Source organism: Candidatus Nomurabacteria bacterium (assembly GCA_023898425.1).
In the GTDB taxonomy this organism is placed as follows: domain Bacteria; phylum Patescibacteriota; class Patescibacteriia; order 2-12-FULL-60-25; family 2-12-FULL-60-25; genus HK-STAS-PATE-2.
The window spans coordinates 299,490-324,534 of sequence record CP060222.1; the positions used below are offsets into that span (position 1 = coordinate 299,490).

Annotated in this window: 29 protein-coding genes, 1 tRNA gene and 1 pseudogene; 25 read left to right on the forward strand and 6 right to left on the reverse strand. The window is 44.8% G+C overall.

Features of this window, described 5'->3' with window-relative positions; all coding sequences use genetic code 11:
* Nucleotides 1-6 precede the first annotated feature (6 nt).
* The 3 genes from H6759_01745 to ligA are packed head-to-tail and all read left to right on the forward strand — an operon-like array spanning nt 7 to nt 3,069.
* Entirely contained in the window at nt 7-465 is a 459-nt protein-coding gene (locus H6759_01745) for a hypothetical protein (protein USN52773.1), read from the forward strand.
* Nucleotides 466-482: 17 nt separating this feature from the next.
* The gene (locus H6759_01750) at nt 483-950 is read left to right on the forward strand and encodes a hypothetical protein (protein ID USN52774.1); all 468 of its coding nucleotides are present in this window, start codon (nt 483-485) and stop codon (nt 948-950) included.
* Nucleotides 951-963: 13 nt separating this feature from the next.
* Nucleotides 964-3,069, forward strand: coding sequence for an NAD-dependent DNA ligase LigA (gene ligA / locus H6759_01755; GenBank protein ID USN52775.1), 2,106 nt, complete (start codon nt 964-966; stop codon nt 3,067-3,069).
* Here ligA and H6759_01760 read toward each other — a convergent pair.
* Both H6759_01760 and H6759_01765 read right to left on the reverse strand, forming a co-directional pair.
* The gene (locus H6759_01760; GenBank protein USN52776.1) at nt 3,066-3,623 is read right to left on the reverse strand and encodes a hypothetical protein; all 558 of its coding nucleotides are present in this window, start codon (nt 3,621-3,623) and stop codon (nt 3,066-3,068) included. The genes ligA and H6759_01760 overlap by 4 nt on opposite strands.
* A 57-nt stretch (nt 3,624-3,680) precedes the next feature.
* The gene (locus tag H6759_01765; GenBank protein ID USN52777.1) at nt 3,681-5,342 is read right to left on the reverse strand and encodes a DsbA family protein; all 1,662 of its coding nucleotides are present in this window, start codon (nt 5,340-5,342) and stop codon (nt 3,681-3,683) included.
* A gap of 67 nt (nt 5,343-5,409) precedes the next feature.
* On the opposite strand from H6759_01765, the gene gatC reads away from it, so the two are divergent.
* From gatC to H6759_01815, 10 genes are all read left to right on the forward strand, one after another.
* On the forward strand, nt 5,410-5,712 hold the full coding sequence (gene gatC / locus H6759_01770) for an Asp-tRNA(Asn)/Glu-tRNA(Gln) amidotransferase subunit GatC (GenBank protein USN52778.1): 303 nt from the start codon (nt 5,410-5,412) through the stop codon (nt 5,710-5,712).
* Between the two features lie 14 nt (nt 5,713-5,726).
* Nucleotides 5,727-7,145: an Asp-tRNA(Asn)/Glu-tRNA(Gln) amidotransferase subunit GatA gene (gatA, locus tag H6759_01775; protein USN52779.1), complete on the forward strand. Its 1,419-nt coding sequence runs from the start codon at nt 5,727-5,729 to the stop codon at nt 7,143-7,145.
* A 9-nt stretch (nt 7,146-7,154) separates the two neighbouring features.
* A complete protein-coding gene (locus tag H6759_01780; protein ID USN52780.1) occupies nt 7,155-7,628 on the forward strand; it encodes a hypothetical protein in 474 nt (157 codons plus the stop codon).
* Nucleotides 7,625-8,380, forward strand: coding sequence for a prolipoprotein diacylglyceryl transferase (locus H6759_01785; GenBank protein USN52781.1), 756 nt, complete (start codon nt 7,625-7,627; stop codon nt 8,378-8,380). The genes H6759_01780 and H6759_01785 overlap by 4 nt, the downstream gene beginning before the upstream one ends.
* 50 nt (nt 8,381-8,430) lie before the next feature.
* Entirely contained in the window at nt 8,431-9,348 is a 918-nt protein-coding gene (locus H6759_01790; GenBank protein ID USN52782.1) for an NAD(P)/FAD-dependent oxidoreductase, read from the forward strand.
* 23 nt (nt 9,349-9,371) lie between these two features.
* Complete coding sequence (locus H6759_01795) at nt 9,372-10,025, forward strand: thioredoxin domain-containing protein (GenBank protein ID USN52783.1); 654 nt, start codon at nt 9,372-9,374, stop codon at nt 10,023-10,025.
* Nucleotides 10,026-10,101: 76 nt separating this feature from the next.
* Nucleotides 10,102-10,851, forward strand: a complete 750-nt coding sequence (locus H6759_01800) for a DsbA family protein (protein ID USN52784.1) — start codon at nt 10,102-10,104, stop codon at nt 10,849-10,851.
* 109 nt (nt 10,852-10,960) lie between these two features.
* Nucleotides 10,961-11,353: a transcriptional repressor gene (locus H6759_01805; protein ID USN52785.1), complete on the forward strand. Its 393-nt coding sequence runs from the start codon at nt 10,961-10,963 to the stop codon at nt 11,351-11,353.
* The gene (locus H6759_01810; protein ID USN52786.1) at nt 11,350-12,279 is read left to right on the forward strand and encodes an ATP-binding protein; all 930 of its coding nucleotides are present in this window, start codon (nt 11,350-11,352) and stop codon (nt 12,277-12,279) included. The genes H6759_01805 and H6759_01810 overlap by 4 nt, the downstream gene beginning before the upstream one ends.
* A 72-nt stretch (nt 12,280-12,351) precedes the next feature.
* Complete coding sequence (locus tag H6759_01815) at nt 12,352-13,152, forward strand: hypothetical protein (GenBank protein USN52787.1); 801 nt, start codon at nt 12,352-12,354, stop codon at nt 13,150-13,152.
* 73 nt (nt 13,153-13,225) lie between these two features.
* Here H6759_01815 and H6759_01820 read toward each other — a convergent pair whose 3' ends face one another.
* Together H6759_01820 and H6759_01825 are read right to left on the reverse strand one after the other, a co-directional pair.
* Nucleotides 13,226-13,648: a DUF1761 domain-containing protein gene (locus tag H6759_01820; GenBank protein ID USN52788.1), complete on the reverse strand. Its 423-nt coding sequence runs from the start codon at nt 13,646-13,648 to the stop codon at nt 13,226-13,228.
* Nucleotides 13,649-13,702: 54 nt separating this feature from the next.
* Nucleotides 13,703-13,792, reverse strand: a tRNA-Ser gene (locus H6759_01825).
* 185 nt (nt 13,793-13,977) lie between these two features.
* Between H6759_01825 and H6759_01830 the strand changes: the two genes are divergently transcribed.
* The 6 genes from H6759_01830 to H6759_01855 all read left to right on the forward strand — a co-directional run bounded on the left by H6759_01830 (nt 13,978) and on the right by H6759_01855 (nt 19,636).
* Nucleotides 13,978-14,226, forward strand: a complete 249-nt coding sequence (locus H6759_01830) for a GlsB/YeaQ/YmgE family stress response membrane protein (GenBank protein USN52789.1) — start codon at nt 13,978-13,980, stop codon at nt 14,224-14,226.
* Nucleotides 14,227-14,310: 84 nt separating this feature from the next.
* Complete coding sequence (locus tag H6759_01835) at nt 14,311-17,769, forward strand: hypothetical protein (GenBank protein ID USN52790.1); 3,459 nt, start codon at nt 14,311-14,313, stop codon at nt 17,767-17,769.
* A 58-nt stretch (nt 17,770-17,827) separates the two neighbouring features.
* Complete coding sequence (locus H6759_01840) at nt 17,828-18,484, forward strand: hypothetical protein (protein USN52791.1); 657 nt, start codon at nt 17,828-17,830, stop codon at nt 18,482-18,484.
* Between the two features lie 37 nt (nt 18,485-18,521).
* Entirely contained in the window at nt 18,522-18,830 is a 309-nt protein-coding gene (locus H6759_01845) for a TfoX/Sxy family protein (protein ID USN53027.1), read from the forward strand.
* Between the two features lie 9 nt (nt 18,831-18,839).
* Nucleotides 18,840-19,148: a GIY-YIG nuclease family protein gene (locus H6759_01850; protein USN52792.1), complete on the forward strand. Its 309-nt coding sequence runs from the start codon at nt 18,840-18,842 to the stop codon at nt 19,146-19,148.
* A gap of 29 nt (nt 19,149-19,177) precedes the next feature.
* On the forward strand, nt 19,178-19,636 hold the full coding sequence (locus H6759_01855; protein USN52793.1) for an META domain-containing protein: 459 nt from the start codon (nt 19,178-19,180) through the stop codon (nt 19,634-19,636).
* Between the two features lie 47 nt (nt 19,637-19,683).
* On the opposite strand, the gene H6759_01860 is transcribed toward H6759_01855, so the two are convergent.
* The gene (locus tag H6759_01860; GenBank protein USN52794.1) at nt 19,684-20,010 is read right to left on the reverse strand and encodes a hypothetical protein; all 327 of its coding nucleotides are present in this window, start codon (nt 20,008-20,010) and stop codon (nt 19,684-19,686) included.
* A gap of 98 nt (nt 20,011-20,108) precedes the next feature.
* Here H6759_01860 and H6759_01865 point away from each other — a divergent pair, with 98 nt between their 5' ends.
* The 6 genes and pseudogenes from H6759_01865 to H6759_01890 all read left to right on the forward strand — a co-directional run bounded on the left by H6759_01865 (nt 20,109) and on the right by H6759_01890 (nt 24,398).
* Entirely contained in the window at nt 20,109-20,321 is a 213-nt protein-coding gene (locus tag H6759_01865; GenBank protein ID USN52795.1) for a helix-turn-helix transcriptional regulator, read from the forward strand.
* A complete protein-coding gene (locus tag H6759_01870) occupies nt 20,311-20,682 on the forward strand; it encodes a hypothetical protein (GenBank protein USN52796.1) in 372 nt (123 codons plus the stop codon). Before H6759_01865 ends, H6759_01870 begins: the two co-directional genes overlap by 11 nt.
* 91 nt (nt 20,683-20,773) lie before the next feature.
* Nucleotides 20,774-21,364 (forward strand): thioredoxin family protein, encoded by a 591-nt coding sequence (locus H6759_01875; GenBank protein USN52797.1) that lies wholly within the window; start codon nt 20,774-20,776, stop codon nt 21,362-21,364.
* Nucleotides 21,365-21,372: 8 nt separating this feature from the next.
* Nucleotides 21,373-22,055: pseudogene (locus H6759_01880) on the forward strand (sulfite exporter TauE/SafE family protein).
* 75 nt (nt 22,056-22,130) lie between these two features.
* The gene (locus H6759_01885) at nt 22,131-23,066 is read left to right on the forward strand and encodes a redoxin family protein (GenBank protein USN53028.1); all 936 of its coding nucleotides are present in this window, start codon (nt 22,131-22,133) and stop codon (nt 23,064-23,066) included.
* A gap of 21 nt (nt 23,067-23,087) precedes the next feature.
* Entirely contained in the window at nt 23,088-24,398 is a 1,311-nt protein-coding gene (locus H6759_01890; GenBank protein ID USN52798.1) for an AAA family ATPase, read from the forward strand.
* Nucleotides 24,399-24,457: 59 nt separating this feature from the next.
* Here H6759_01890 and H6759_01895 read toward each other — a convergent pair whose 3' ends face one another.
* Complete coding sequence (locus H6759_01895; protein ID USN52799.1) at nt 24,458-25,024, reverse strand: hypothetical protein; 567 nt, start codon at nt 25,022-25,024, stop codon at nt 24,458-24,460.
* Nucleotides 25,025-25,045 lie beyond the last annotated feature (21 nt).

Genomic DNA, 25,045 nt, shown 5'->3' on the forward strand with positions numbered 1-25,045 from the left:
TTTTATATGCGTTATCGACCTGCTTTTAATGCGCTTGAAGCCATTATTGTTGTTGCTGTGTTTGGACTCTTTGCCACACTTGCAACGCTTTCATTAAACAGTGCGCGTGCTAGTGCGCGTGATGCTCAACGTCTTTCTGATATTGGCACACTGCGTGCATCTCTCGGACAATACTGGTTAGAAAAAGCCACCTATCCCATTTCTGATAGTATAGAACTTGGCAAACCAGGGAGTAATGCTGATATGTTAACAGCAAATGGCTTTATCGGTCGTCAAACCGTACAAGGCCCAACCTATCTTGATCGTGTGCCAACTCCACCAAAGAGCGGTGAGTATTACCGTTATCGTGGCGGCTCAAATGGCTATGCTATTCGCTTTAAGACAGAAACAAAAACAGAATTAGGCGAACCAAACGTGTATTACGCTCACGCTACTGGTATTGATGGCGAAGATACAGATCGCTAATAGCAAAGCTATTTTCGATGCTCCCGACTTTTTCTGAAGGATTGCTATTGCTCTTTTTAGGATGGGCAGCGATTTTTGACGCAAAAAAACACGTGTTACCACTTGAGCCGATGTGGGGTGCGCTTATAGCTGCTTTTCTTTGGAGCTTGTATCAAGGTCGATTTTTGGACGCGCTTTTTGGTGCGCTTTTTTGGTTTGCTTGGACCGGAGGTATTTGGTATCTCTCAGGTGGTCGTTGGATGGGTTATGCAGATTTATGGCTCACGGCGCTCACAGGAGCTGTTTTAGGCGTTACACATAGTCTAGAGGCGTGGTATCTCACGTATGTAGTTATTGGTTCTCTCGTTATTATTCTGTCTTTTTCGGGTCTTATTAAAAAGCCACAAAGAGTGGCTTTTGCACCAATGCTTTTTGGTGGTGTTTTATTGGCTTTTTTGACCAACGGAAGGCTTTTGCAATGGTTTGCCGAGGCGCTTCTAGGCTGATAATCTAACCCGTATGAACAAGGCAGAAGCCAAGCTACGTGTAGAAAAACTACGTGACGCCATTAATCGCTATCGTTACGAGCAACACGTTCTCGATAAACTTAGTATTAGCGAAGGGGCTTTGGATGCCTTAAAACATGAGCTCTATACGCTTGAACAAGAGTACCCTGATTTGATTACAAAAGATTCGCCAACGCAACGTGTTGCCGGAGAAGCGATGGAGGGTTTTAAAAAGGTTCGTCATGAGGTGCCGATGCGATCTATCGAAGATGTTTTTTCGCGCGAAGAGGCTGACGCTTGGCTTGCTCGTTTGCAAAAACTCTCTTCAGCAGCATTTGATTTTTTTGCAGAATTAAAATTAGACGGATTAGCTATTTCTATCGTTTATCAAGATGGTGAGCTCGTAGAGGCTTCTACTCGTGGCGATGGGCAGGTTGGCGAAGATGTTACGCATAATGTCCGTACAGTAGACGCGGTACCTTTGGTGTTGCGCACTCCAGAGCAAAAAGAGATACAAGCCTTCATAAAAAAACATCAAGGCAATCTAGACGAAAAGCGCGTAACCGATTTTCTTCAGAAACCCCATAATCGTGGGGGCAGGGGGTCAGGTGCTGGGGGCAGGGGCTCGGGCCGTCTTGAGGTTCGTGGTGAGATTTATTTAACGCAAAAACAATTAGAGCAAATCAATAAGTTGCAGAAACAAAGAGGGGAGCCGCTTTATGCAAATCCGCGCAATACGGCTGCGGGTACGATTCGTCAACTGGATCCAGCTATTGTTGCCGAGCGTAAGCTCTCGTTCTTTGGTTATGCGCTCATTAGTGATATCGGCTTAACAACACATGAACAAGCTCACGAGGTATTGATGCTTTTAGGCTTTCCGCAAAATCCAGCTAATCGTTTTTGCAAAAATCTTGATGAAGTAGAAAAGCTTTTTATTGAAATTGGTAAAAAACGCGAAAAGCTTGAATATTGGATTGATGGTATTGTTGTGAATGTGAATAACGATGCGCTTTACGAATCGCTAGGCGTCGTCGGTAAAACATCACGAGCTTGTATCGCATGGAAGTTTCCTGCCGAGCAAGTCACAACCATTGTAAAAGAGATTGAAGTCTCGGTTGGAAGAACGGGCGCTTTGACACCGGTTGCCATTATGGATCCTGTTCAAGTCGCTGGCACGACGGTTTCTCGTGCATCTTTGCATAATCAAGATGAGATCGAGCGTTTAGATGTACGTATCGGTGACACAGTTATCATCGAAAAAGCAGGGGACATTATCCCAAAGGTGATAAAAGTTCTCACCGAGCTGCGTACCGGAAAAGAAAAGCGTTTTAAGATGCCAGTACAGTGTCCAATTTGTGGCTCAAATGTTACGCGTATCGAGGGAGAAGTAGCAACGCTTTGCACCAATAAAAATTGTTTTGCTCAGGAAGTGGCGCGTATTCGACATTTTGCCTCGCGTACGGCGGCTGATATTCGTGGACTAGGCGATAAGATTGTAGAGCAACTCGTGCAAACAGGCCTTGCTCATGAACCAGCAGAGCTTTATGAGCTGACAAAAGATGATTTCTTAGGGCTCGAAGGCTTTGCCGAAAAATCCGCACAAAAACTTTTTGATGAGATTCAATCAAAGCGCGAGATTGTTTATGCACGATTTCTACTTTCTTTAGGGATTAGACATGTAGGCGAAGAAACAGCTCGTGATCTTGCTAAAGCTTTTAAGACTTACGAAGACTTACGGGATGCGAGCGCAGAAGCACTCGAAGAAGTCGAAGGTATTGGCGAAGTTGTCGCACAAGCGATCTTAGAATTTTTTGCAGATAAGCAAGATGCAAAACGCGCTGAACATCTTTTTGAACAAGTAACCATACAATACCCAGCTATCGCGAAAGATGGACCATTAAGTGGTACGAGCTGGGTCATTACCGGCACAATGGAATCACTGTCACGTGATGAAGCAAAAGAAAAAATCCGAGCACTGGGAGGTGCTGTCTCAGATTCGGTTTCAAAACAAACAACCTATCTTGTAGCAGGAGAAAAAGCCGGTTCAAAATTAGAAAAAGCACAGAAACTTGGAGTCACTGTGCTTGATGAGGAAGGGTTTTTGAAGAAGCTGGCCTAATCTTCGTCCCTCAGTTCAGATAGTATGCGTCGATTGTATTCGATGCGAGCGCTCCAGATATCACAGGCGTGTAAGAATGCTGCGAGCTCGTTCATGACGCGCTTGTCGGGGCGATAGTCATCACCTTCGCCATGAGCGTACTGGAGTGCATTGAGGTGCATCTCGGTGAGCTTAAAGCGATACTCTAACAGGAGTGTTAGAACAAACTTCTTTATCTCAAAAGGAGAATTGAATTCGCATTGTGTACCTTTCGGTCTATCAACGTACTTAAATGGCTTTTCGATGTCATGCAGGAGGATAACGAGCACAGCATCCCCAAGCTCAAATGGCAGATCAAGACCGCAACCGAAGTATTGGCGATCAGCATATTCAAGCATGCCGATCATATGATCAAGATAACCACCCGGCCAAACTTGATGATTATACGTTGAGCCAGGCGAACGAATGATCCGCTCTGCTTCTTTTTGATAGAGGGTGCAAAGGGCCTTTTGATTGACAGGGTCAATACGATCAATCCACTTATTCAAACCGATCATTCTTTTGTGTGTAAGCATGATTACCTCCGAGGAGACCTTAAAACCCCTTCACGTTTTTGTGAAGGGGTTCGGGGATTATTTTGCTTTTGCTACCTCAATGGCAGCTTTTAGTTGCTCATAAGGAACAGCGCCAGAAATCATTACGCCGTTTACAAAGGTTGCGGGTGTTCCTTCTACGCCAGAGAGCATACCCTCTTCTAGATCTTTGTTTACGCGTGCGGCCATTTCGCCTGAGTCAAGGCAAGACGCAAAGGCGCTTTCGTTGATACCAAGCTCAGTTGCTGCTTCGAGATAGTAGGCATGGCTCAGATTGTATTGATTGGCAAAGAGAAGATTATGCATCCCCCAAAATGCTTCTTCGCCAGAGAGTTTCGCGGCACATTCGGATGCTTCAGCGGCTTTCTTTGCTTCTGGGTGGATAGAGGACAGTGGAAAATGACGATACACCACACGAATATCTAATGGATAATCAACCAATGCTTTTTCTAGGGATGGAACAAAGCGCTGACAGAAAGGACACTGAAAGTCAGAATACTGAATCAAGGTAATAGGTGCACCTTGATAGCCCCGAATATGATCCGCCGGTGTTATTGCTGATACAGGAGCATAGCTTGGAATGTAGGTCTCATAGCTCGTATCGCCATAAGTCTCATTATAGTACTCGTCATCATAGTAAAGGGGCGCCGGTCTTTGAGCGTCAAAATAATCTTCAACGTCGCTTAGGGTCATAAATTCTGCAGGAGCCACAATAGGTAGACCAGCATCTTTTTTGATATTGATTCCGCCCTTTAAAACAACTTCGGCTGTGCCAATGGTTTTACATGTTTGTTTTGTAAAGCTGCTATTCCAGATACAATCTTCTTTTGGCTCAGTGATTTTTGCACTAAACTCTAAGCGTTCAATGCGTTTTTGTGCTGTATTGATATTTGCGGCGAGATAAACGCTCGAGAGAGCAGTACGCATTTTGATGTAATCTTTATATAGCGTCTTGAGTCTCTCGGTACGAGCAGCACCAATGGGGTAATCTTTCTTTGCTTGTTTTACCTGCTCAAGATAGAGCGTATAGGCGATAGCAGTATTCACGCGACCTTTTAAACGTAGGATTTCTTCGCCTTTGTCGTTTTTCCATTTTTTCTCAACGGATACACGATTGATGAGTTGTGTTTTTGCGAGAGGACCTTTGTTTAAGATGTCATTGGTATTTTGCGCATCGGTAAAACCAGATTCTTGGAGGAGTTCTTTTTGATCAAATGGCATAGCAATCCATTTATTCATGAGACCAGAAAAATCTACAGCGCTGCTCTCTTCGAGATAGCTCATGAGGCTATCAGGAATATTTGTGACGCGTACATAAATGGTGTCTTCGGTTTGCTTCCAGTCAAAAGCGATTGGTTCAGTAACAGAAAAGGGGAGTCCAAGTGTACTATCGGACATGACAAGTGTATTGAGCGAGAATGCTCCTTCAGACGTTTGGACAGCGCCTTGTTTTGGCAAAGCACGAACAGAAAAAGATAGATCTACTTTTCCTGTGTTATTTTTGCGTTTTTTATCGTTAAAACGTTCGGTGACGGCAACACTAAGTGTTGCATCGGCCGCTTCAGCTGCGGTCGTTGTACTTGGGGTACGTACCAATTGGTTAAACCATTGGGTTGGGGTGAGGGCAAAAGCGGCTGCAGGCGAGAGCATGGAGGCTAACGTCAATGCGGCGATGCCAGACTTGAAAAAGGATGTTTTCATACGCCAAAAAGGCTAACATGAGCGTATGTCTTGAGCAATTAGGTTTATCGTGGCATTCTGCGCACATATGGCTCTTAATCGCACTGATATTATAAGGCTCGCAGAATTGTCCCGCCTCGCTCTCACCGAAGATGAAATGTCTCGTATGGAGCAAACTATTGATCCAATATTGAATTATGTTGGACGTCTTGGAGAAGTAAATACGGATGGGATTCCTGAAACGGAGTCATTTGAAGATGCTCGCGCTTTGCGTGTGGATGAAGCAATCCCTGCAAGTCAATCAACTCACGATGTGATTGTGGCAAACTTTCCTGATAAAAAAGATGGCTTGCTTCGCGCGCCAGCTGTTTTTGACAATCCAAAATCCTAATCCGACACTCTTGTATGCACGAACACATGACCATCAAGCAAGCATCAGAAGCGCTTGCGAACAAAACCGTAACGTCGGTTGAGTTAACGCAGTCTTATTTGCAACGCATCAACGAAAAGGATGAAGCGATTCACGCCTATCTTGAAGTCTTTGAAGCACATGCCCTCGAGCAAGCAAAAGCCTCAGACGAAAGACGCGCGGCAGGCGAAGTGCTTTCTGAGATCGACGGTATTCCTCTAGCGATCAAAGATAATATGTTAATCGAAGGCGAGCATGCTACTGGCGGTTCAAAGATTCTCGAGGGTTATGTTGCGCCTTATGATGCTACAGTTATCCAAAAACTCAAAGCTGCGGGCGCGGTGTTTTTAGGTCGTGTAAACATGGATGAATTTGCTATGGGTTCATCTACCGAGCGCTCTGCATATGGTATTACACGTAATCCGGTTGATCTTGAGCGTGTCCCTGGTGGTTCATCAGGTGGTAGCTCTGCGGCTGTCGCAGGGGATTTATGTGTTGCTGCCCTTGGCTCTGATACGGGTGGTTCTATCCGTCAGCCGGCAGCCTTTACGGGTATCGTAGGATTGAAGCCAAGTTATGGCACCGTCTCGCGTTATGGCTTGATGGCTATGGCATCATCACTTGATCAAATTGGTCCAATGACAAAAACCGTTGAGGACGCGGCAATGCTCTATCAAGTGATTCGTGGCGAAGATGCGCATGATCAAACAACGGTAAATACACCAGCGTTTCGTTTCGAAAAACGCACCGATCTCAAGGGTGTTCGTATTGGTATTCCAAAACAAGCATGGGGAGAGGGGATGACGCCTGGCGTTCGACAAGAATGTGGCGCAGCATTAGAAAAGCTCAAAGAGCTTGGTGCAGAAATGGTTGAGATTGATTTGCCTTATATGGACGAAGCTCTCGCTGTCTATTATGTCTTGATGCCATGTGAGGTATCAGCAAATATTTCTCGTTTTGATGGTATTCGCTATGGTCAGCGCGCACCAGGTTTGCCGCTCTTAGAAACCTACGGACAGTCTCGTTTGCAAGGTCTTGGCGAAGAGGTGCGTCGTCGTGTCATGCTCGGTACGTATGCGCTTTCACGAGGTTATTATGACGCGTACTATCGCAAAGCTCGCAAAGTACAAACGCTTATTCGTCGCGCTTATACGGCAGCCTTTGAAGGTGTAGATGTGATCGTAACACCAACAACGCCGTCGCCTGCGTTTAAGATTGGAGAAAAAATTCATGATCCACTCGCGATGTATCTTGAGGATATTTATACCGTTGGCGTAAACGTTGCGGGTATCCCGGCAGTGTCAGTCCCTTGTGGTAAAACCGATGGATTGCCAGTTGGTTTACAATTTATTGGCGCTCAGTTTAAGGACGATCAGCTCCTCTCTATTGCCTCCGCGTTTGAATCCGCGTCATAATGCGGATATATGTTGATCTTTCAAGTCGTCGCTCTTTCTAATGCGCCACAAACAACAACCACAACCAGTTTTCCATGGATGGGGGCAATGGTGGTGCTTATCATTGTTTTTCTTTTGGTGCTCGCGTTTTTAAAGTTACGACCACGAGATTATGACGATGGTCTTGATCGCAAAAAAATTCGCGCAACATGGAATGAGATTCAAAAAACGTCTAGCATGGGGTTGATGGGGATGAAGCTCGCTGTTATTGAGGCAGATAAGCTGGTAGATAATGTGATGCGTCAACTCCTTATTCCTGGCGACACCATGGGCGAGCGATTAAAGATGGCAGAATTTAAATATCCAGACATTCGACGTGTCTGGCCTGCGCATAAAACGCGTAATATGTTGGTGCATGATTCGACATACGAATTACGTATGAGTCACGGAAAAGAAGCGCTTAGTGCCTTTGAAAAAGCTCTCAAGTTACTCAAAGCCTTATGATCCCATACCTTGGTTGGACGTCTTTTTCTCTTGGACCCATCACCATCTATACGTGGGGTCTTCTGGTTGCTATTGGTTATCTTTTAGGGACGTATATCGCGTATCGACGCGCTAAGAGCAAAGGGCTTGATGCAGAAAAAGTTTTAGATCTCTCGGTTTGGATTTTTATTGCCTCTTTTGTTGGGGCGCGTCTCTTGCACGTGCTTTTTTATGATGATGGCACTTTTTGGGCGGCACCACTACAAATTCTCGATCCTCGTCATGCGGGATTCTCGATGTTTGGAGGGCTTATCGGGGCGGCAGTAGCAGCGCTTTTGTTTTTTAAGAAACATAAACTTAATGCGCTAGTGTATGCAGATACACTCATTTGGGGATTGCCTTGGGGGTGTGGTGTTGGGCGTATTGGTTGTTTTTTGATTCATGATCATCCGGGTACATTAACGCATTCGCTACTAGGTGTGCGTTATCCTAATGGCGATATTCGTCATGATCATGGTTTGTATTTATCTCTTATCGGATTTGCAACAGGGCTTTTGTTCTTGTGGATGAATCGTAAACAGCGTCATCCTGGGTTTTGGTTGGGGAGTTATTTGGTTATCGAGGGTGTTACGCGCTTTGTGTTAGATTTTTATCGCATTGCTGACAAAACCTATTATGCGCTTACGCCGACACAATGGCTCGCGATGCCGATGTTCTTTGCTGGAATGGTATTTGTTTTCTCGTCATCTCGACCGACAGAATCAAAAAAATAAACAACTAAAGAAGTGGAGAGATCTCGTAGCGAGTGTGTTATACTCTCTTCATGTACGATGTCGTTATTATTGGAGGAGGACCTGCCGGAATGGCTGCGGCTGTGTATTTTGCGCGCCAAAAACTTTCATTTGCCATGTTCTCAGGGCAGATGGGCGGCCAAGCTATTTGGTCTAGCGATGTTGAGAATTATTTAGGTATTCATAATGTTAGTGGAGTAAAGCTCGTTCAAAAGTTTCAAGAACATCTTGAGGATTATCGCAAATGCATGGACCTCTTTGAGCAAGAGCCAGTGCTTTCGATAGAAAAAATACATGGAGGTTTTGAAATAAAAACCGCCGTTCGCACGTATAAAACAATGACCGTCCTTCTTGCTACAGGTACTGAGCATCGAAAACTGCACGTTCCTGGAGAAGATCGGCTCTTTGGTAATGGCGTGACGTATTGCGCAACATGCGAAGCACCATTAGCAAAAGAAAAAGCGGTTGCTGTGATTGGCGGTGGAAATTCTGCCATGGATGCAGCGCTTCTTTTGGCAAAGTATGCACAATCAGTTTCTATCATGACACTGAACGAGCAACTCATTGGTGATGAGGTTATGATCCAGCATTGCGAAAAGAGTCCAAACATTCATATCGTTACATCGGCTACCACAAAACGTTTTGAAGGCGAATCAAAGCTCTCAAAAATCGTTTACGAGTCGCAAGGCGAAGAAAAATCGCTTGATGTAGACTATGCGTTTATCGAGATTGGACTTGTACCACAATCTGGCATGGTGGATTTTGTCGGTAAAAACAAGATGGGAGAATTTCTTGTTGATAAAACTGGTAAAACAAATGTTGATGGTATTTGGGCAGCGGGTGACGTAACAGAAACCCCTGTAAAGCAAATTGCTGTTGCTGTGGGTGACGGATCACGTGCAGCTATTGACATTATCCGATATCTGCAAAGTCATCCTTCACATCTTTAATTCCGTTTGGCACAATCCCGTCTATGCAAGAAACAACGAATAAAGGGCTTATCGTTGGTACGATCGTTGCGGTCGTAGCAATCTTTGGTGCATTAACTTGGGCACTCATCAGCCTCCCTTCTGATGGTCCTGGCCAGGTCGCAGGTTCACTCACATTTGATAATACAAATGCTCCGATAAAAGGTAATGCTGACGCAGCACTCGAAGTCCAAATCTACAGCGACTTACAGTGTCCAGCGTGTAAAGCATCAGAACCTGGCTTGAAGTATGCGATAGATAAGTACGGCGATCGCGTGAAATTTGTCTGGAATGACTTTCCGCTCATGAGCATTCACCCAAATGCACGTAATGCGGCCAATGCAGCGCGTTGCGCAAATGATCAAGGAAAGTTTTGGGAGTATACCGATCAACTCTTCAATAATCAGTCAGCTTGGCAAGGTCTTTCAAAGCTCGATGAAGCCTTTACGGCCTATGCTGTCGCAATTGGTTTAAATGCCGAGTCGTTTAGTCAATGCTTTGCTGATAAAACCTTTGACTCCATCGTTATGAATGATGTTGCCGAAGGTAATCGCAATGCTATTCGTGCAACACCAACCTTTGTTGTGGGCGGAAAGGTCTATAACGGTTTGGGAGCACAAGATTGGGATCGAATTCTTACAGCGGCACTCGCTCAATAGAGTTGATTGACAAAATCTATTCGTCTTTAAGAATAATTGATATCCTTCATTCACTTTAGTACGTAATTCTTCAACTATGTCACAGTCACAAGGTTCCTTTTTTGATGGTGGTCCTAAGACCATGTTTCTCTCGGGTCTTTTTCTCGGAGTAGCGGTATCGGCGGTTATTGGTTTTATTCTTGCTTTTAGCCTCGTAGCTGGCGGCAAGCTTCCTACAGGTGGCTCGGTTGCAGGCAATGTTCCTACCGTTCCTACGGTCAATGATCCGACGCAAGCGCCTGTTGCAGCAGGTCCAGTGAAGCCAGTGGACGAAAAAGTCGATCACATCAAGGGTAGCAAGAACGCAAAAGTCACCTTGATCGAATATTCTGATTTTGAGTGTCCATTCTGCTCACGTCATCTTCCTTCGCTCGACTCAGCTCTTGCAGATTTTCCTGAAGATGTTCGTCTTGTGTATCGCCATTACCCACTTTCTGCGATTCACCCTGAAGCGCAAAAAGCTGCTGAAGCATCCGAATGTGCAGCAAAACTTGGCGGTAACGATAAGTTCTGGGCTATGCATGACATGCTCTTTGCTAAGCAACAAACGCTTGGCACGCAAACCTATCTTGATAGCGCAAAAGCTATTGGTGTAGACGAAGCAAAATTCAAGGCTTGTCTTGACTCAGGTGAAATGGCAGCTCGTGTAAACGCAGACGCCTCTGAAGGTGCAAACGCTGGTGTAGAAGGTACTCCTGCAACCTTCGTAAACGGTCAGCTCATTTCCGGTGCTGTTCCTTACGCGCAATTAAAGGCAGCGATCCAAGCTGCAGGCGCAAGCAAATAAAACCAAACCCCTACAAACGGTTTAGAAAAATATCCCCCACAAACGTGGGGGATATTTTGTTATTGCGTGCTCTTGACTAATGCAACGGTATTGCATTAGTATGCTGACCATGGAGATTCAACGTCGCCAAACCAAAACAAAACAAGCTGTCCAGCAGGTATTTGATGCTGCGCAGGGTCCTTTGAGTTTGAGCGAATTGGTGGCAGCTGTTCATGAGATGGGTCTCAAGAGCGACCGTTCAACGGTTTATCGCGAACTTATGCGTCTTAAGGCCGACGGTCTTTTAAGCGAGATGTCTTTGCATGGCGCAACTCATTATGAGCGTGTTGCAGCAGGGGAGCACCATCATCACGCGATTTGTGAGAATTGCGAATCTGTTATTGAGCTTGATATCGAAGATATCATTGCTAGCATGGAGGCATCACTTGCTAAGCTTGGCTTTGCAACGAAAAAGCATATCGTAGATTTTATTGGGCATTGCTCAAGTTGTAAAACTGTATGAGGATCGCTTTTGTTGGAAAAGGTGGTAGCGGCAAAACAACTCTAGCATCACTCTATATTCGTTTTCTTTTTGCTAAGCAAGCTAAGCTCTTGGCTATTGACGCCGATATCAATCAACATCTCACCGAAGCATTAGGGTTGCAGGATACGTCTACACCAAAGCTTGCTTCTTTGATGGGGCAGCTCAAGACCTATACGCGAGGTACAAATGCCATGATTGGAGCTCCTCAAGAAATGATTAAAACAACGCCACCAGGAGAGGGCTCTCAGCTTTTTCGTTTAGGGGATGCTTCTTTGGCACCTTTTGCATTATCTCATCAAAATCTTTGGCTTACGGGGGCGGGAGAATTTCATGAAGAAGATATTGGTATTCGTTGTTTTCACGCAAAGACAGGGGCAGTTGAATTAGTGCTAAGTCATCTTCTTGATAGCCGAGACGATCGTGTTGTTGTTGATATGACGGCTGGCGCAGACTCTTTTGCCTCAGGCTTGTTTGCAGCTTTTGATCTCACGGTGATTGTCGTTGAGCCTACAAAAAAATCACTCGATGTCTTTCATCAATATCGTGCCTATGCCGAACCGTATGGCGTACGATATGTGGCGATTGGCAATAAGATTCGATCAGCAGAAGATGAGACCTATCTGAAAGAGATGTTGGGAGAAGCATATTTAGGCTCATTGCCTTGGAGTGATGCAGTTGTTGCTGGCGAGCGTAAGGGGATTACTCCTCTCGAGTCCATTCCAGCAGAGGTCTTGCCCATTCTTCAAAAAATCGATGATACGATTGCGGAATGCCGTGTTGATTGGCAACGTCGCTTTGATACGCTTTGCCAATTTCACAAACGTAACGCTGCTTCTTGGGGCAATGCAAGTATTGGAAAAGATCTTACACAACAAATAGACCGTTCGTTTCGCTACCCTATTTAACGGGTGGACGCTGGTTGCTTGAAGGCGATCGTCGTCCATCCGCTAGGTGCGGATGGAAGAAGGTGAGTATTTATGTCTCTCAATGTTCCTTTGCCCGTTCTAGAAAACCTGCAACAGCGTCTTGGTATTCTTGATGCGCAGGGCTATATCAGTCATCCGCCGACCTTGAGCGAGATCGAGACGTTCCAAGATGACAACGTTTCTCTGGATATCGTTCAGAGATCTTTGCCGGGGGCGATGAAGTTTTATGATCGCCATGCCTCGTCTGTCAAAGAAGGTGAGATCGGCTATCAGCGACTCTGCGACCATCACTTCAGTCCGGTTGAAATGGGGCATCTCAATCGCGCCGCCTATGGTACCGCGATGAACGATGTGCTCGCTCGACATCACGGCGGTGTGCGTCTCTACCGCACCGCCTCTCATCGCTGGGTCTTGGTTGATGAAGCCCGCTTCACGAAGTCGGAGCTCCGAGAGCTGCTCTTCGGTCTCTCTGAGCAGAAGCCGCATAACGATGATCATCGTTACAGCGCTGCTTATCAGGATGAGCCTGAGACGATCGAGCGTATTCGTGCCGAGTATCCACGAGCATACGCGTATCTCGAGCGACTTACTCGTGACTTGGATTCGACTAGGATCTATGCCGACATCGAGTCCAAGGCGTCTGATCCCGCGCTCTTCAAGGAGCTGGTGGATGCTCTCGGTATCTGGCCCGTGCGAACGCTTTTGCACGCGCACTTTGACATCGAGATGGTTCGGCTCAACTGTTGCGGATCAGTCGGCAAGAAGGGCGGGGGGAGTAAGCTCTCGCTTGCACCTTACGCAACGGCGGCTCTGCAGCTCTTTATGCAGGAGCCCAATAGCCTCGACTGCTAGTCGAAGCTTCTCTGATAAAAAACCACGGATACGTCGCTCTGACGATCCGTGGTCTTTTATTTAAAACAAAGCATTAACCCATCGCGACAAAAATCAGTGCAGCGATAATGAGGAGAACAAGATTATAGCTTTGATTTACCGCAAAGAGCTTCCAGCTTTTGCGCTCAAAGACGACAGGGGACATGCCTGGAGCAGCAAAGAAGCCGAGCCAAGTCCAAAAAGCACCTTGAAGAGCCATTGAGTAGGTAACGGTTTGATAAGTGGCAAGCATGTGAAAGTACACATACATCGTTATCATAACGCCGATGAAATAAATCGACATGCTCTTCATCATGGCTGAAGCCATCTTTTTTTGTTCTTCGGCGGTAGGTTCTTTAAACCCTAGTTCTTTGAGCCAAATTTTTCCTGTTGGTGATTTAAGCGAGTACCAAAGTGAACCGACGGCCATGGCCGCGACAGCCGCTAAAAAGACGGCAAGGTAGTTGATTTGTGGCATACGATAATAGTTTACACCAAAACTACAAAATCCGCCTTTCGGCGGATTTTGTACTGGCGGAGAAGGGGAGATTCGAACTCCCGATACCGATGAAGGTATGCTTGCTTTCCAAGCAAGTGCACTAGGCCACTATGCGACCTCTCCACTGTCTTTGGGCCTTTTACCAGGTCTTTTGAGACCGATCTCATGAAGCGTGACGCCTCATAAAGATGGCCGGATCATATCGAAAAACACGAGTAAAGGCAAGTAAAGCGTATTTTCAACGTATTTTGTTGTATTATGGTACCATCTAAATGGGTTTATTCTAAAAGCCATAACCTTCATTTTCTATGGGTATCATTTTGTGGATTATTCTTGGTGGTATCGCTGGCTGGATTGGCTCGATGATTATGAATACGAATGGTCAACAAGGAATTGTATTGAACGTCGTAGTTGGTATCATCGGTGCAATTATCGGTGGTTATGTGATGCAATTTTTAGGTCAAAGTGGCGTAACAGGGTTCAATCTCTACAGCACTATCGTTGCTGTTATCGGTGCCGTTATCTTGCTTGCGATCGTGAAGGCGGTGCGTAAATAAAAGGTTTCTTCATCCTACAAAACCCCGCATAGAGCGGGGTTTTATGATTGACGGAGGGATAACGGTATGGTAGGATGCTTATGTATGGTAGGCTCGTTTTCTTTTTCTAGACGTATCGCGTGGCTTCTTCTTGTTGCGCTCGCTCTTCAGCAATTTATTTTTTCTGCGCCAGTAGTAAAGGCTGCACCACTCTATACGCCTGGGGGTGTTTCAGATGGTCTGCAATTGTGGTTTAAGGCTAATGAAGGAGTTACAGGTACGACGAATGTTTCAAATTGGGCAGATTTTAGTGATAATAATTATGATTGTACAAGAAGCTCTCCAGGTTCTAATGGGCCTGAGTTAATGATTGATGAAATCAATTTTAACCCGGCGCTTACATTTAACGGCTCTAATGAATATTGTGCGATCAAAGATCTAAATTATCAGGGGATAAATGCCATTGATAATCTGGCGGCCTACGTCGTTTTTAAAACAGATTTTAGTGGTAATAGCTATAACAGAAATTGGGCGTTTCTTGACTTTGATCGGAGTGATTACTTTGATTTTTATCTGCGTGGTGATAATGGTCGTTTAGGCGCTTCTTATAGAGGGGCGGCAACTCGAGATAATAGCGGAGCTACACCAAATCTTAACAATGATCGACCACAATTAGGTGTATTTATCTACGATGGTGCGCTTACGAATGACACGATTTTGCGTATTAATGGCGCGCAAGATCTCGCCTCTAATCGAGAATCTAATGGAAGTGCCCTAGGCACGAATACTAAGCGCTATGGATTTATTGGCGATGGCTCTGAGGCCAATGCTTTTGATGCTGGCAGAAACAATATTTATTACGATGGGGAGATTGCGGAAGTGATTTATTATGCGAATGACACACAAACGCAAAATGAGGTAGATCGTATTGAGTCCTATCTTGCGCTGAAATACGGTATTCATAAAGTAGGAGATTATCTTGATTCTGGAAGTCTTACGATTTGGAATAGTTCTACCATGGCTGGCTATCTTAATGATGTTGCCGGTATTGGGCGTGACGATGTTTCAGCATTAAATCAACTTATATCCAAATCACAGAGTGGAGACGGGCTCATTACTGTGAGTAATGCTTCAAGTCAAGACGATGGAGATTTCTTGCTTTGGGGTAATGATGATGGCGCAATAACTCAGTCAACGGCAGCCATGCCTGCGGCACTTGCTTCGCGTACAACACGTGTATGGCGCATACAAAAAACAAATGACATAGGCACGGTTGATGTCATGTTTGATGTTGCTGCACTGGGCTTAACAGGGGGTGTTCCTGGAGGGTATGTCTTACTAAAAGATACGGATACAGATTTTAGCGACGCGCCTATTATCTCCGGAGATACACTTAACTCCGGAAAAGTCACATTCCAAAACGTTTCTTTTAACGATGGGGATTATTTTACGCTCGGTGTTTTGCCTGTTACGATTGGCGACAAGATCTGGAGCGATGTCAATGGAAATGGCGTTGATGATGGGGGTGCCGAAATAGGTATTAATGGCGTCACTATCTCTCTTTATAGCGATGATGGTGTGAACCCTGGTGTATTTGAACTAGATGATACATTTATTGGATCGACCATTACATCAGGAAGCGGGCAGTATGATTTTATCGGTCTTCCTGCCGGAGACTATTGGGTAGATATCACAGACGCAAGTAACCTTCTCTCGAGCGCATCAAAAACTGGAGGAAATGCTGAACCAGAATTGATTCATACCATTATTGGTCAAGATTATAATGATGCGGATTACGGATACCAGTTTCCTCCACCAATTGTGACGTCTGGTAATATTGCTATTACCGCTGGCTCTGGTACGGGTGGGGCATATATCGTCGGAGATAGTATTACGGTTACTTGGGATGCTTCAGCAGCAGGGGATATACAAGCAGTGAGTCTTACTTCGGTATATGCGGATCTCTCTGTATTTGGGGGTAGCAATCTTACGCCTATGACGGATACGTCGGCGTGCGGCGGAACCGCGGGGGACGATATCTATGAAGCGTGTCTCAACCTCGGTGAAGAAGCGATTGATGTTGTAGATGCGCATGTATCTGTTACCGCAAGTAATATCGGTGTTACTACGGGGCCTGTTTTAAACACAGATGGATTAACCATCGATCTTATCCTTCCTGAATTCAGCGCCTCAAACCTATCAATTGCTGTAGATAATGGTGTTTTGGGTGTTGCTGCGCTCAATGGCAATGGTATTGCTCCAGATGAGATTCGTTTAAATGCCGCGCTTGTCAGTGATGATGGTGATAGTATTACATGGGACGCCTCAGGTGTTTTTGGATCTGCAACTCAAGCAAACAATACATCTGTTACTCTTACGCCCGGGTCTGTGGATGACGGCTCTTATGCCTTTGCTGTAACAGCTACGGATAATGCAGGAAACCAGATAACGACTGATACCGCCACGATTGATTCAAGCACTATTAGCATTGATACGGTTGCACCGATATTTTCTGCGACAGGGTCTTTGGCCTTTGCTGTTGATCAGACAAATAATGGTTTAGTGAATGTGGGAGACACGCTAAACTATACGGCGGGCACGGCTACGATTCCGGACACAGATACTACATCGCTCGACCTCTCGCTTCTCACGGGGAGTTCAACAGCAACCGTCACAGGAAACCCACATACGGTAATCGCCGGATCTTTTGCCGGGTCTGTCTCATTTGTTGAGACACTTATGGATAATGCTGGTAATACTGTTTCAGCATTAATACCTGCGCTCAATGTTTATACCGTTGTAGATTCAACAACGGGCGTTATAGGCGGCGGTGGATTAAGCGAAAACAATCCATTGCCTACTGTGGGTTTAATAACTCCTCCACCAACGGATATCCCTGGGGTGGTGCCGGAGCTCGTTCCTCCGCCAAAGCCGACAGAAACTCCGGTTTGTCGCGCGAACCCTTTTGCAAGGCTGTTGGCATTAGGGGATACCGGCTCTGATGTAAAAAGACTCCAGCAATTCTTAAATCAACAGGGCTTTAAACTCGCCGACATTGGCCCAGGTGCTCCAGGATTTGAAACAGAGCGGTTTGGCACTCTCACGCATAATGCGCTCATCAAATATCAAGATGCGCACAAAGAAGAAATTCTTACACCAATCAATCTCACACAAGGCACAGGCTTCTTTGGTCCTTCGACCAAGGCATTTGTTGATGCGCAATTCGCCTGTTCTTTACAGAAACCTGTAACTCCTCCAGAAGCTGCTACTAAAACACCTATTAGGTTTAACAACGATCTTCGACTAGGTGATACCGGCTCTGATGTAAAAAGACTCCAGCAATTCTTAAATCAACAGGGCTTTACACTCGCCGACATTGGTCCAGGTGCTCCAGGATTTGAAACAGAACGATTTGGCGCTTTAACATATAATGCGCTCATCAAGTATCAAAATGCACACAAAGAAGAAATTCTTACACCAATCAATCTCACACAAGGCACAGGCTTCTTTGGTCCTTCAACCAGAGTCTACGTGAATAACATTGTTGCTTTTGAGGTTAAATAGTAAAACCCCGCATAGAGCGGGGTTTTACTATTCTGCTGGAGAGCGCTAGGATTGATCTATGGAGAAAACGTTACCGAATATCGCTCTAATCCCCGGTTTTGCCACTGAGGCGACGTTTTCGGTATTTCGTTCAGCGATGCCTGCAGATGCTGGTTTTACTGCTTTTAAGAACGGAGTGGATCGCGGTGAAGTGAAGGTATTTCGTTGGGGGATAGAGCGGTATTTTTCGCTATCTCAAATAATGATGGGATTGCCCTTACTTGCGCTGTATCGAGAAGAAGAGCAACGCATTCTTGAGCTAGAACGATTACAGCAGCTTTATTCTTTCTTAGAAGATAATGTTATTGAAACCATTGTTTGTCATTCATTAGGATGTCGTTATGTATTGGAGATGATGAATACGCTCGGCATTCCAGAAACCGTCAAAAATATCTATTTTGTGCAGGCTGATATTGAGCATGAAAAACGTGTTAAGCATGACCTTGTTATTGATCGATTAACATTAGGAACACTGTCTCTCACGAATATTTATTGTCCTTGGGATCAAAGTTTGATGGCTTCGTCATTATTGCAACGCAAGTCACGTTACGGGATGCGAAAAATCTTGCATTCGCCTATAAAGAATGTTCTTATCCCGCTCAAAACATTGCCAAATTTACATACGTGTTCAATGAAGTCAGAGACATTACGAACGATCGTATATCAAGAATCATAGGTCTATGTCTCAACTAAGTCCCTTCGTAGATTTCGTTATCAACGATCTACTTGCTGGTTTACCAGCTTTAACGCATCGCCGAATGTTTGGCGCCTACGGTTTGTATTCTGCTGGAAGATTCTTTGCGATAATTGATGACGGAACGCTTTACTTAAAGGCAGATGAAGCATTAAAAGAAGAATTCAAAGAAGCTGGGAGTATAGTTTTTTCCTACCCAATGAAAGATGGCGAAGTAGCCACGTTAAACTATTGGTCATTGCCAGAAGAAGCGCTCGAAGATCATGAACTAGCAAAGGTGTGGGCGTTAAAATCTATCGCTATCGCGAATCCACCAAAGAAGCGTTAAGATGTTTCTATGAAGTCTATAAGAACCCCCACAAGCGTGGGGGCAGGGGGGTTCAGAAGGGGCGAGGGTAGTTCACTTTGGTTTGTTTATTTATTGCGTTGTCGTGATGGTTCTTTGTATTGCGGAATGACGAATAATCTCGACACACGTATGAAGAAACATAATGATGGGACAGGAGCAAAATATACGCGTGGACGTGGTCCTGTCGAGCTTGTTTACGCAGAAGAGCATAAAACGGCTACCGCAGCACGCAAACGTGAAGCAGAGATAAAAAAGATGACAAAGGCAGATAAAGAGCGGTTAATTTGCTATAGTTAAGAAATTCTTATTCTCTTGCCTCACTACTCATGAAAAAATCCCTTGCTTTATTTGCTTTACTTTTGTTGACGGGCGCAGGATGTCAGGTGGCTAAAGCGCCTGTTGTTCCGTCACAAAATAATCCTGTACAGCAGCCCGCTGCGCAAAATGATGGTATTGAAGGCACATGGCAAATGGATACGTTTCAAAAAAGCAAAATGGTTGTGCAAGATGTTTCTGCACAGAGTTGGAGATTTACTTTTGAAGAGGGTGTCATTAGTGGCAAGATTTGCAATACGATAGGGGGTAACTACGGTCTTATCGAAGATGTTCTTGTTGCAGATGAGCTTGTTTCAACACTAATGTATTGCGCTGGCTTATCTAGTGAGGTTGAAGGTGTTTTGATTCAAGATCTTGCGGTGGGTCTTAAATTTCGTATTGAAGGAGATATATTAACGTTGTCAGAAAATCTCTTGAAACGTGTGTATACGTTTAAACGCGTTAAATAAAATAGACCACTTGGTAAGCGGTCTATCAGCTGTTGTTTATGGTTGAGTTAGCTTAGGGATTCTTGGATAGCGGTCTCTAAACTTGCGGGATCGATGTCAAAATGAGCGGCGAATTGGATGGCGTTAACAATGAGTTTTGCTGATGCCTCGCGAATCATCGCCTTGGCATTGTCGTCGAATGTATTGGTGTGATCAAAGGCTTCGGCGATCGTGGCAAGTTTTCCCACCTGCTTCATGGTGTGTAAAAGCGCATGATTGAGAGCAAAGGCACGGTGCGAAGGCTCTCCTGCGTTGATGTCTTTGAGCGCTGGGTACGTATCGCGATGAAAAACGTACTTACTCGATACAATTTCGTACAACTGAGCAATATTCATGAGGATGCCTCCTTCTGGATCTTAGCGGGTTTTAAAGAATCATGTAAAGTAAAGTTTGCTTTACATAATTATTGTGTCTTGCTAGCCTTCCTTAACATATGAAGGAGTCTGTTGTGAATACGGTAAGCGAGCTGAGACTCTCCAGTGGGTGGACTCAGCAAGAGCTAGCCGAAAAACTCGACATTAGTCGTCAAACCGTTATTGCGATCGAAAAGGGTAATTACACTCCTTCGGTCTTATTAGCATTAAAGGTTGCTAAATGTTTTAAGAAGTCTGTTCATGATATCTTTACTATTGTCTATGAAAAATAAGCCTTTTGTTTTAGAGATTGCCCTCTCTGTCTTTCTTGTTGGATTAACATTGTTATTTTTGAATCCATTGCAAGCAATTTGGATGCCCACGATGTTTATGAGTATGGTACTTGTAGGCTTTATCGTAGCCTTTGTTGTTTTTTCTGCATTCATCTGGCGTGAGTCTGATGGTGATGAGCGCGACATGCATCATCGCTTGATGGCCGGACGATTTGGTTTTCTCTCTGGGTGTGCCGTGCTCGTTGGTGCCATTATCTATCAATCACTACAACATCAATTAGATCCGTGGCTGCTCATGGTATTGATTGTTATGGTATTGAGTAAATTAATTTCTCGTATCGCCTTAGAAAAGCATTGCTAGTTATCCACAAAAAAGATGTAAAGAGAGCTTTACATCTTTTTTGATTCGCGTAGAATGTAAAGTAAGGTTTACAATTAATTTTCTTCACATTATGACAAAAACATTTTCTGGTTTGATGGGTCTTGCTCTTCTATTGGTATTAGCAGGCGCTGGTTGCGGACTTCCTGGTCAAGATACACCTAACAATGATACCTCAGTCATGCAGCAGGATGAAGCGATGATGCAAGAAAAAGATGATAGCGTCATGAAAGAAACAGGTGATTCAATGATGAAAGATGAAAGTGATGCTATGAAGCAGGACGATGCCATGAAACAAGATGGTGTAATGAAGGATGAATCCATGATGAAAGAGGCAGAAGGCGTTATGATGCGCAAAGGTACCTATGAAGACTACTCAGCTGATAAACTCGATCTTGCAAATGATGGAAAAGTTGTCTTGTTTTTTAAGGCGAGCTGGTGCCCTTCGTGTAAAGCGGTAGATGCAGATATTGTGTCGCGCTTGGGTGATATCCCATACAACACAACGATTCTTAAAGTTGACTATGATACAGCCACAGATTTGAAAAAGAAGTATGGCGTAACCTATCAACATACCTTTGTTCAGGTTGATGCACAGGGCAATCAGATCACAAAATGGAGCGGTAGCCCTTCGCTAAGCGATGTCGTGAAAAACGTTAAATAAATAACTCTATGGCGCTGCTCCTCATTTCGTTTATCGCTGGTGTACTTACGGTGCTTGCGCCGTGTGTACTCCCATTGCTGCCGATCATTATTGGAGGAGCAGCGCAAGGTACAAAAAAACGAAGCCCGTTTCTGATAACGGCTTCGCTAGCGATGTCTATTGTTCTTTTCACGTTATTACTGAAGTTTAGTACAGCGTTTATTGATATTCCGCAAGAAACATGGAGTATTATTTCGGGCGTCATTATTATCGTATTTGGACTAATAAGCGTTTTTCCTTCTACTTGGGATCGTATTAGTTTGAAATTTAAACTTACAGCTAAGTCAGAAGAATTGCTTGCTGAGTCTGCGCAAAAATCTTCTCGGTGGGGAGATGTATTAATTGGTATGTCGCTAGGACCGGTGTTTTCTAGTTGTTCGCCAACGTATTTTCTTATCTTGGCAACAGTATTACCGAGGAGCTTGGCAGAAGGAACATTGTATCTCATTGCCTACGCGCTTGGTTTGAGCTTGGTATTGTTTCTCGTTAGTTTGCTTGGGCAAAAGTTTACGCGTGGTGCTGCATGGGCGGCTGATCCAAACGGGTGGTTTAAGCGTGGTTTAGGTATTCTCTTTCTTATTGTTGGTGTTTTTATACTGACAGGCACTGATAAAAACTACAAGCTTACTTACTTGAGAAGGGATACTTCAATATCACAAACGTCGAACAAAAGCTTTTAGAAAAAGCGTTACCACAAGAAAAGGCTTCAGATAATGAACCGGTTTCAATGAAAAATTATCCTCGCTATCGTGAGATCGCGAATCCTTCAGGTTTTGTAAACACGGAACCCTTTCAGATCGCAGATCTCATTGGCAAGAAAGTGATTTTGGTTGATTTCATGACCTATAGTTGTATTAATTGCATTCGTACATTTCCGTATCTCAACGATTGGAATGACAAATACAAAGATCAGGGTTTGGTGATTGTAGGTATTCATACGCCAGAGTTTGCTTTTGAAAAGAAGCGTGAGAATGTGGTTGAGGCAATGAAAAAATACGGTATTACGTTTCCTGTTGTCATGGATAATGATTACGGTACGTGGAATGCCTATCAAAACAGCTATTGGCCGCGTAAGTATTTGATTGATTTAGACGGAAACATTGTCTATGACCATATCGGCGAAGGTCAGTACGAAGAAACAGAAATGAAGATCCAAGAATTACTAAAAGTAAAAGCGAAAGTAAGTGATCTTGATAAGAGTGATGTTCTTAATTCACGAAGTCCAGAAACGTATTTTGGATCAGCGCGTAATCGTACTCTCATTACATCGCCTACGGGTGTGAGTGGTATCGCAAATGGAGTTATTACGAAGCCTCTTAAGCTTAATGCCTTGTCGCTTGGTGGTACGTGGGATATCCAGCCGGATTTTGCCGTAAGTTCAGCAACGCAAAGTCAAATTGCTTATCGTTTTGATGCGTCAGAAGTTTATTTCGTCGCCGCAAGTGCCGAAGGACAAGATGTAGAAGTGTTACTTGATGGAAAGTCATTAACTGAACAACAAGCCGGTGAAGATATTTTCTTTCGTGATGGCAAAAGCTATCTTCGAGTACAAGAAGAACGTCTCTATTCACTCTTTCGTTCAACAGGTAAAAACGAGTCCCATGATCTTGAGCTCATTGTTCCAGAGGCGGGCCTAGAGGCGTATACCTTTACCTTCGGATAGCGGGCAGGTATCCTCTTGCCAATGAAACTCGAACGCACAGAAGCCTTTGAAGAAGCGCTTGAGCAATTGCATCACGGAGGAGCCTTTACCATGATTACCGGTCGAGCAGGGACGGGTAAAAGTACATTATTACAGCAATTTCTTTTAGAAACGCCTGAGTTTGTACCGGTACTTGCACCTACGGGGATCGCCGCATTAAACGTTGGCGGGCAAACGATCCATCGTTTTTTTGGATTTTCACCAAATGTCACCCCAGAGAAAGCTAAGGTAGAAGCAAAGACGCGTTCAAGTGTGGGGATATTTCGCAAAATCAATCTCATCATTATTGATGAGATCTCGATGGTGCGCGCCGATCTTATGGATTGTATGGACGTTTTTTTGCGAATAGCACGCAATGACAAGCGTCCTTTTGGTGGTGTTCGGATGGTTGTGGTGGGGGATATGTATCAGCTTCCACCCGTGGTAACCACACGAGATCGTGAAGCGTTTGGTGCTGTTTATCCAACGCCATACTTTTTTTCTTCACAAGTCATGGGACAGATTTTTGATGCCGAAGCGTTTTGTTTAATCGAACTTACAAAAATCTATCGCCAAAAAGATGAAAGATTTATTCATCTACTAAATGGTATTCGTCATCGTTCTGCTACAAAGAACGACATGCAAGAGCTCAATGCCGTAGTTGGAGCAACACTTCCCAAAGACGCGATTACACTCACTACACGCAATGTGGATGCGGACACCATCAACACAACGCGCTTAAAAAAACTCAAAGGTGAAGAGAAGTCGTTTGATGGTTTATTGAATGGTGATTTTGAACGCCATGAGACACCAACAGACTCAGTTTTGCTATTAAAAAAACAAGCGCGTGTGATGTGTATCGCAAATGATCCGCTTGGTCGTTTTGTAAACGGAAGCTTGGGCTGGGTCGAAGGTTTTGACACTGATGAGCAAGGCACATCTTTTGTGCTTGTAAGATTAGATGATGGTCAGACCGTGGCAGTAGGTCCACATACGTGGAGCCTCTATCAAAGCGTCCTCAATGATGAGACAAAAACTATCGAGCAAGAGGCTGTTGGGAGTTTTACACAATTACCATTGAGGTTGGCATGGGCAGTAACCATTCATAAAAGTCAGGGCAAAACCTTTGATCATGTGGTAGTGGATTTTGGACAAGGAGCTTTTGCTTCGGGGCAGGCCTATGTTGCGCTTAGTCGTTGTCGAAGTTTAGAGGGCTTGTCATTAACGAAGCCGGTTACAAATCGTGATGTGCGACTTGATGAAGCAGTGGTGCAGTTTATGGATTATCATCGCTCAGTATCAGTAAGTGAATAGTAAAAAAAATGAAAGACCCTCGAGGTTAGTCGAGGGTCAAGGCGCGTGAGCGCTTCAGTTCAGTCTTCTTCGTCCTCAATTCTCGAGGCGAAGTCTTCGAAGCATTCGAAGTGTTCGAGCTGTTCGATGATATCCTTCATGATCGGGCAGAGCCGCTCGTTCTTCGAGAGTCCCTCATAGGGCACGTGGATGTAGTCGGGTACCTCTTCGACCTCAGCTCGCAGAAGCATGATCTGGTAGATCTTCATGTTCTTGTCGCGCTTCTTTAGCTTGGTCATGGCGGCGGCGCTGGCCATTTGGCCCTTGCGCGGCACGTGGACCTCTTGAAGCGAGGACTTCTCGATGATCGCTCGTGCGATCGCTCGAACCCGCTTGTTCAGGATCTCGGTGTACTCGTCCCCGTTGAGGCAATTGATGGGGCCGATTTCTGCAGAGAGAAACGGATGAGAGGCCGAGATCTTGCCGCTTGCATCTAGCGGTAGCATTAGGCCTGTCTTGGTGCAGGCGAAGACCATGACGTAGCCTCTCGTCTCGTACTCCGAGATCGACACGAGAGCGGGGTAGCTGTTTTTGTTTACGGTTGTCTGTAGCATCCTATCCTCCAGCGTAAAAAGGTACGCCGCCAAAGGCTAGCATATTATAGTATT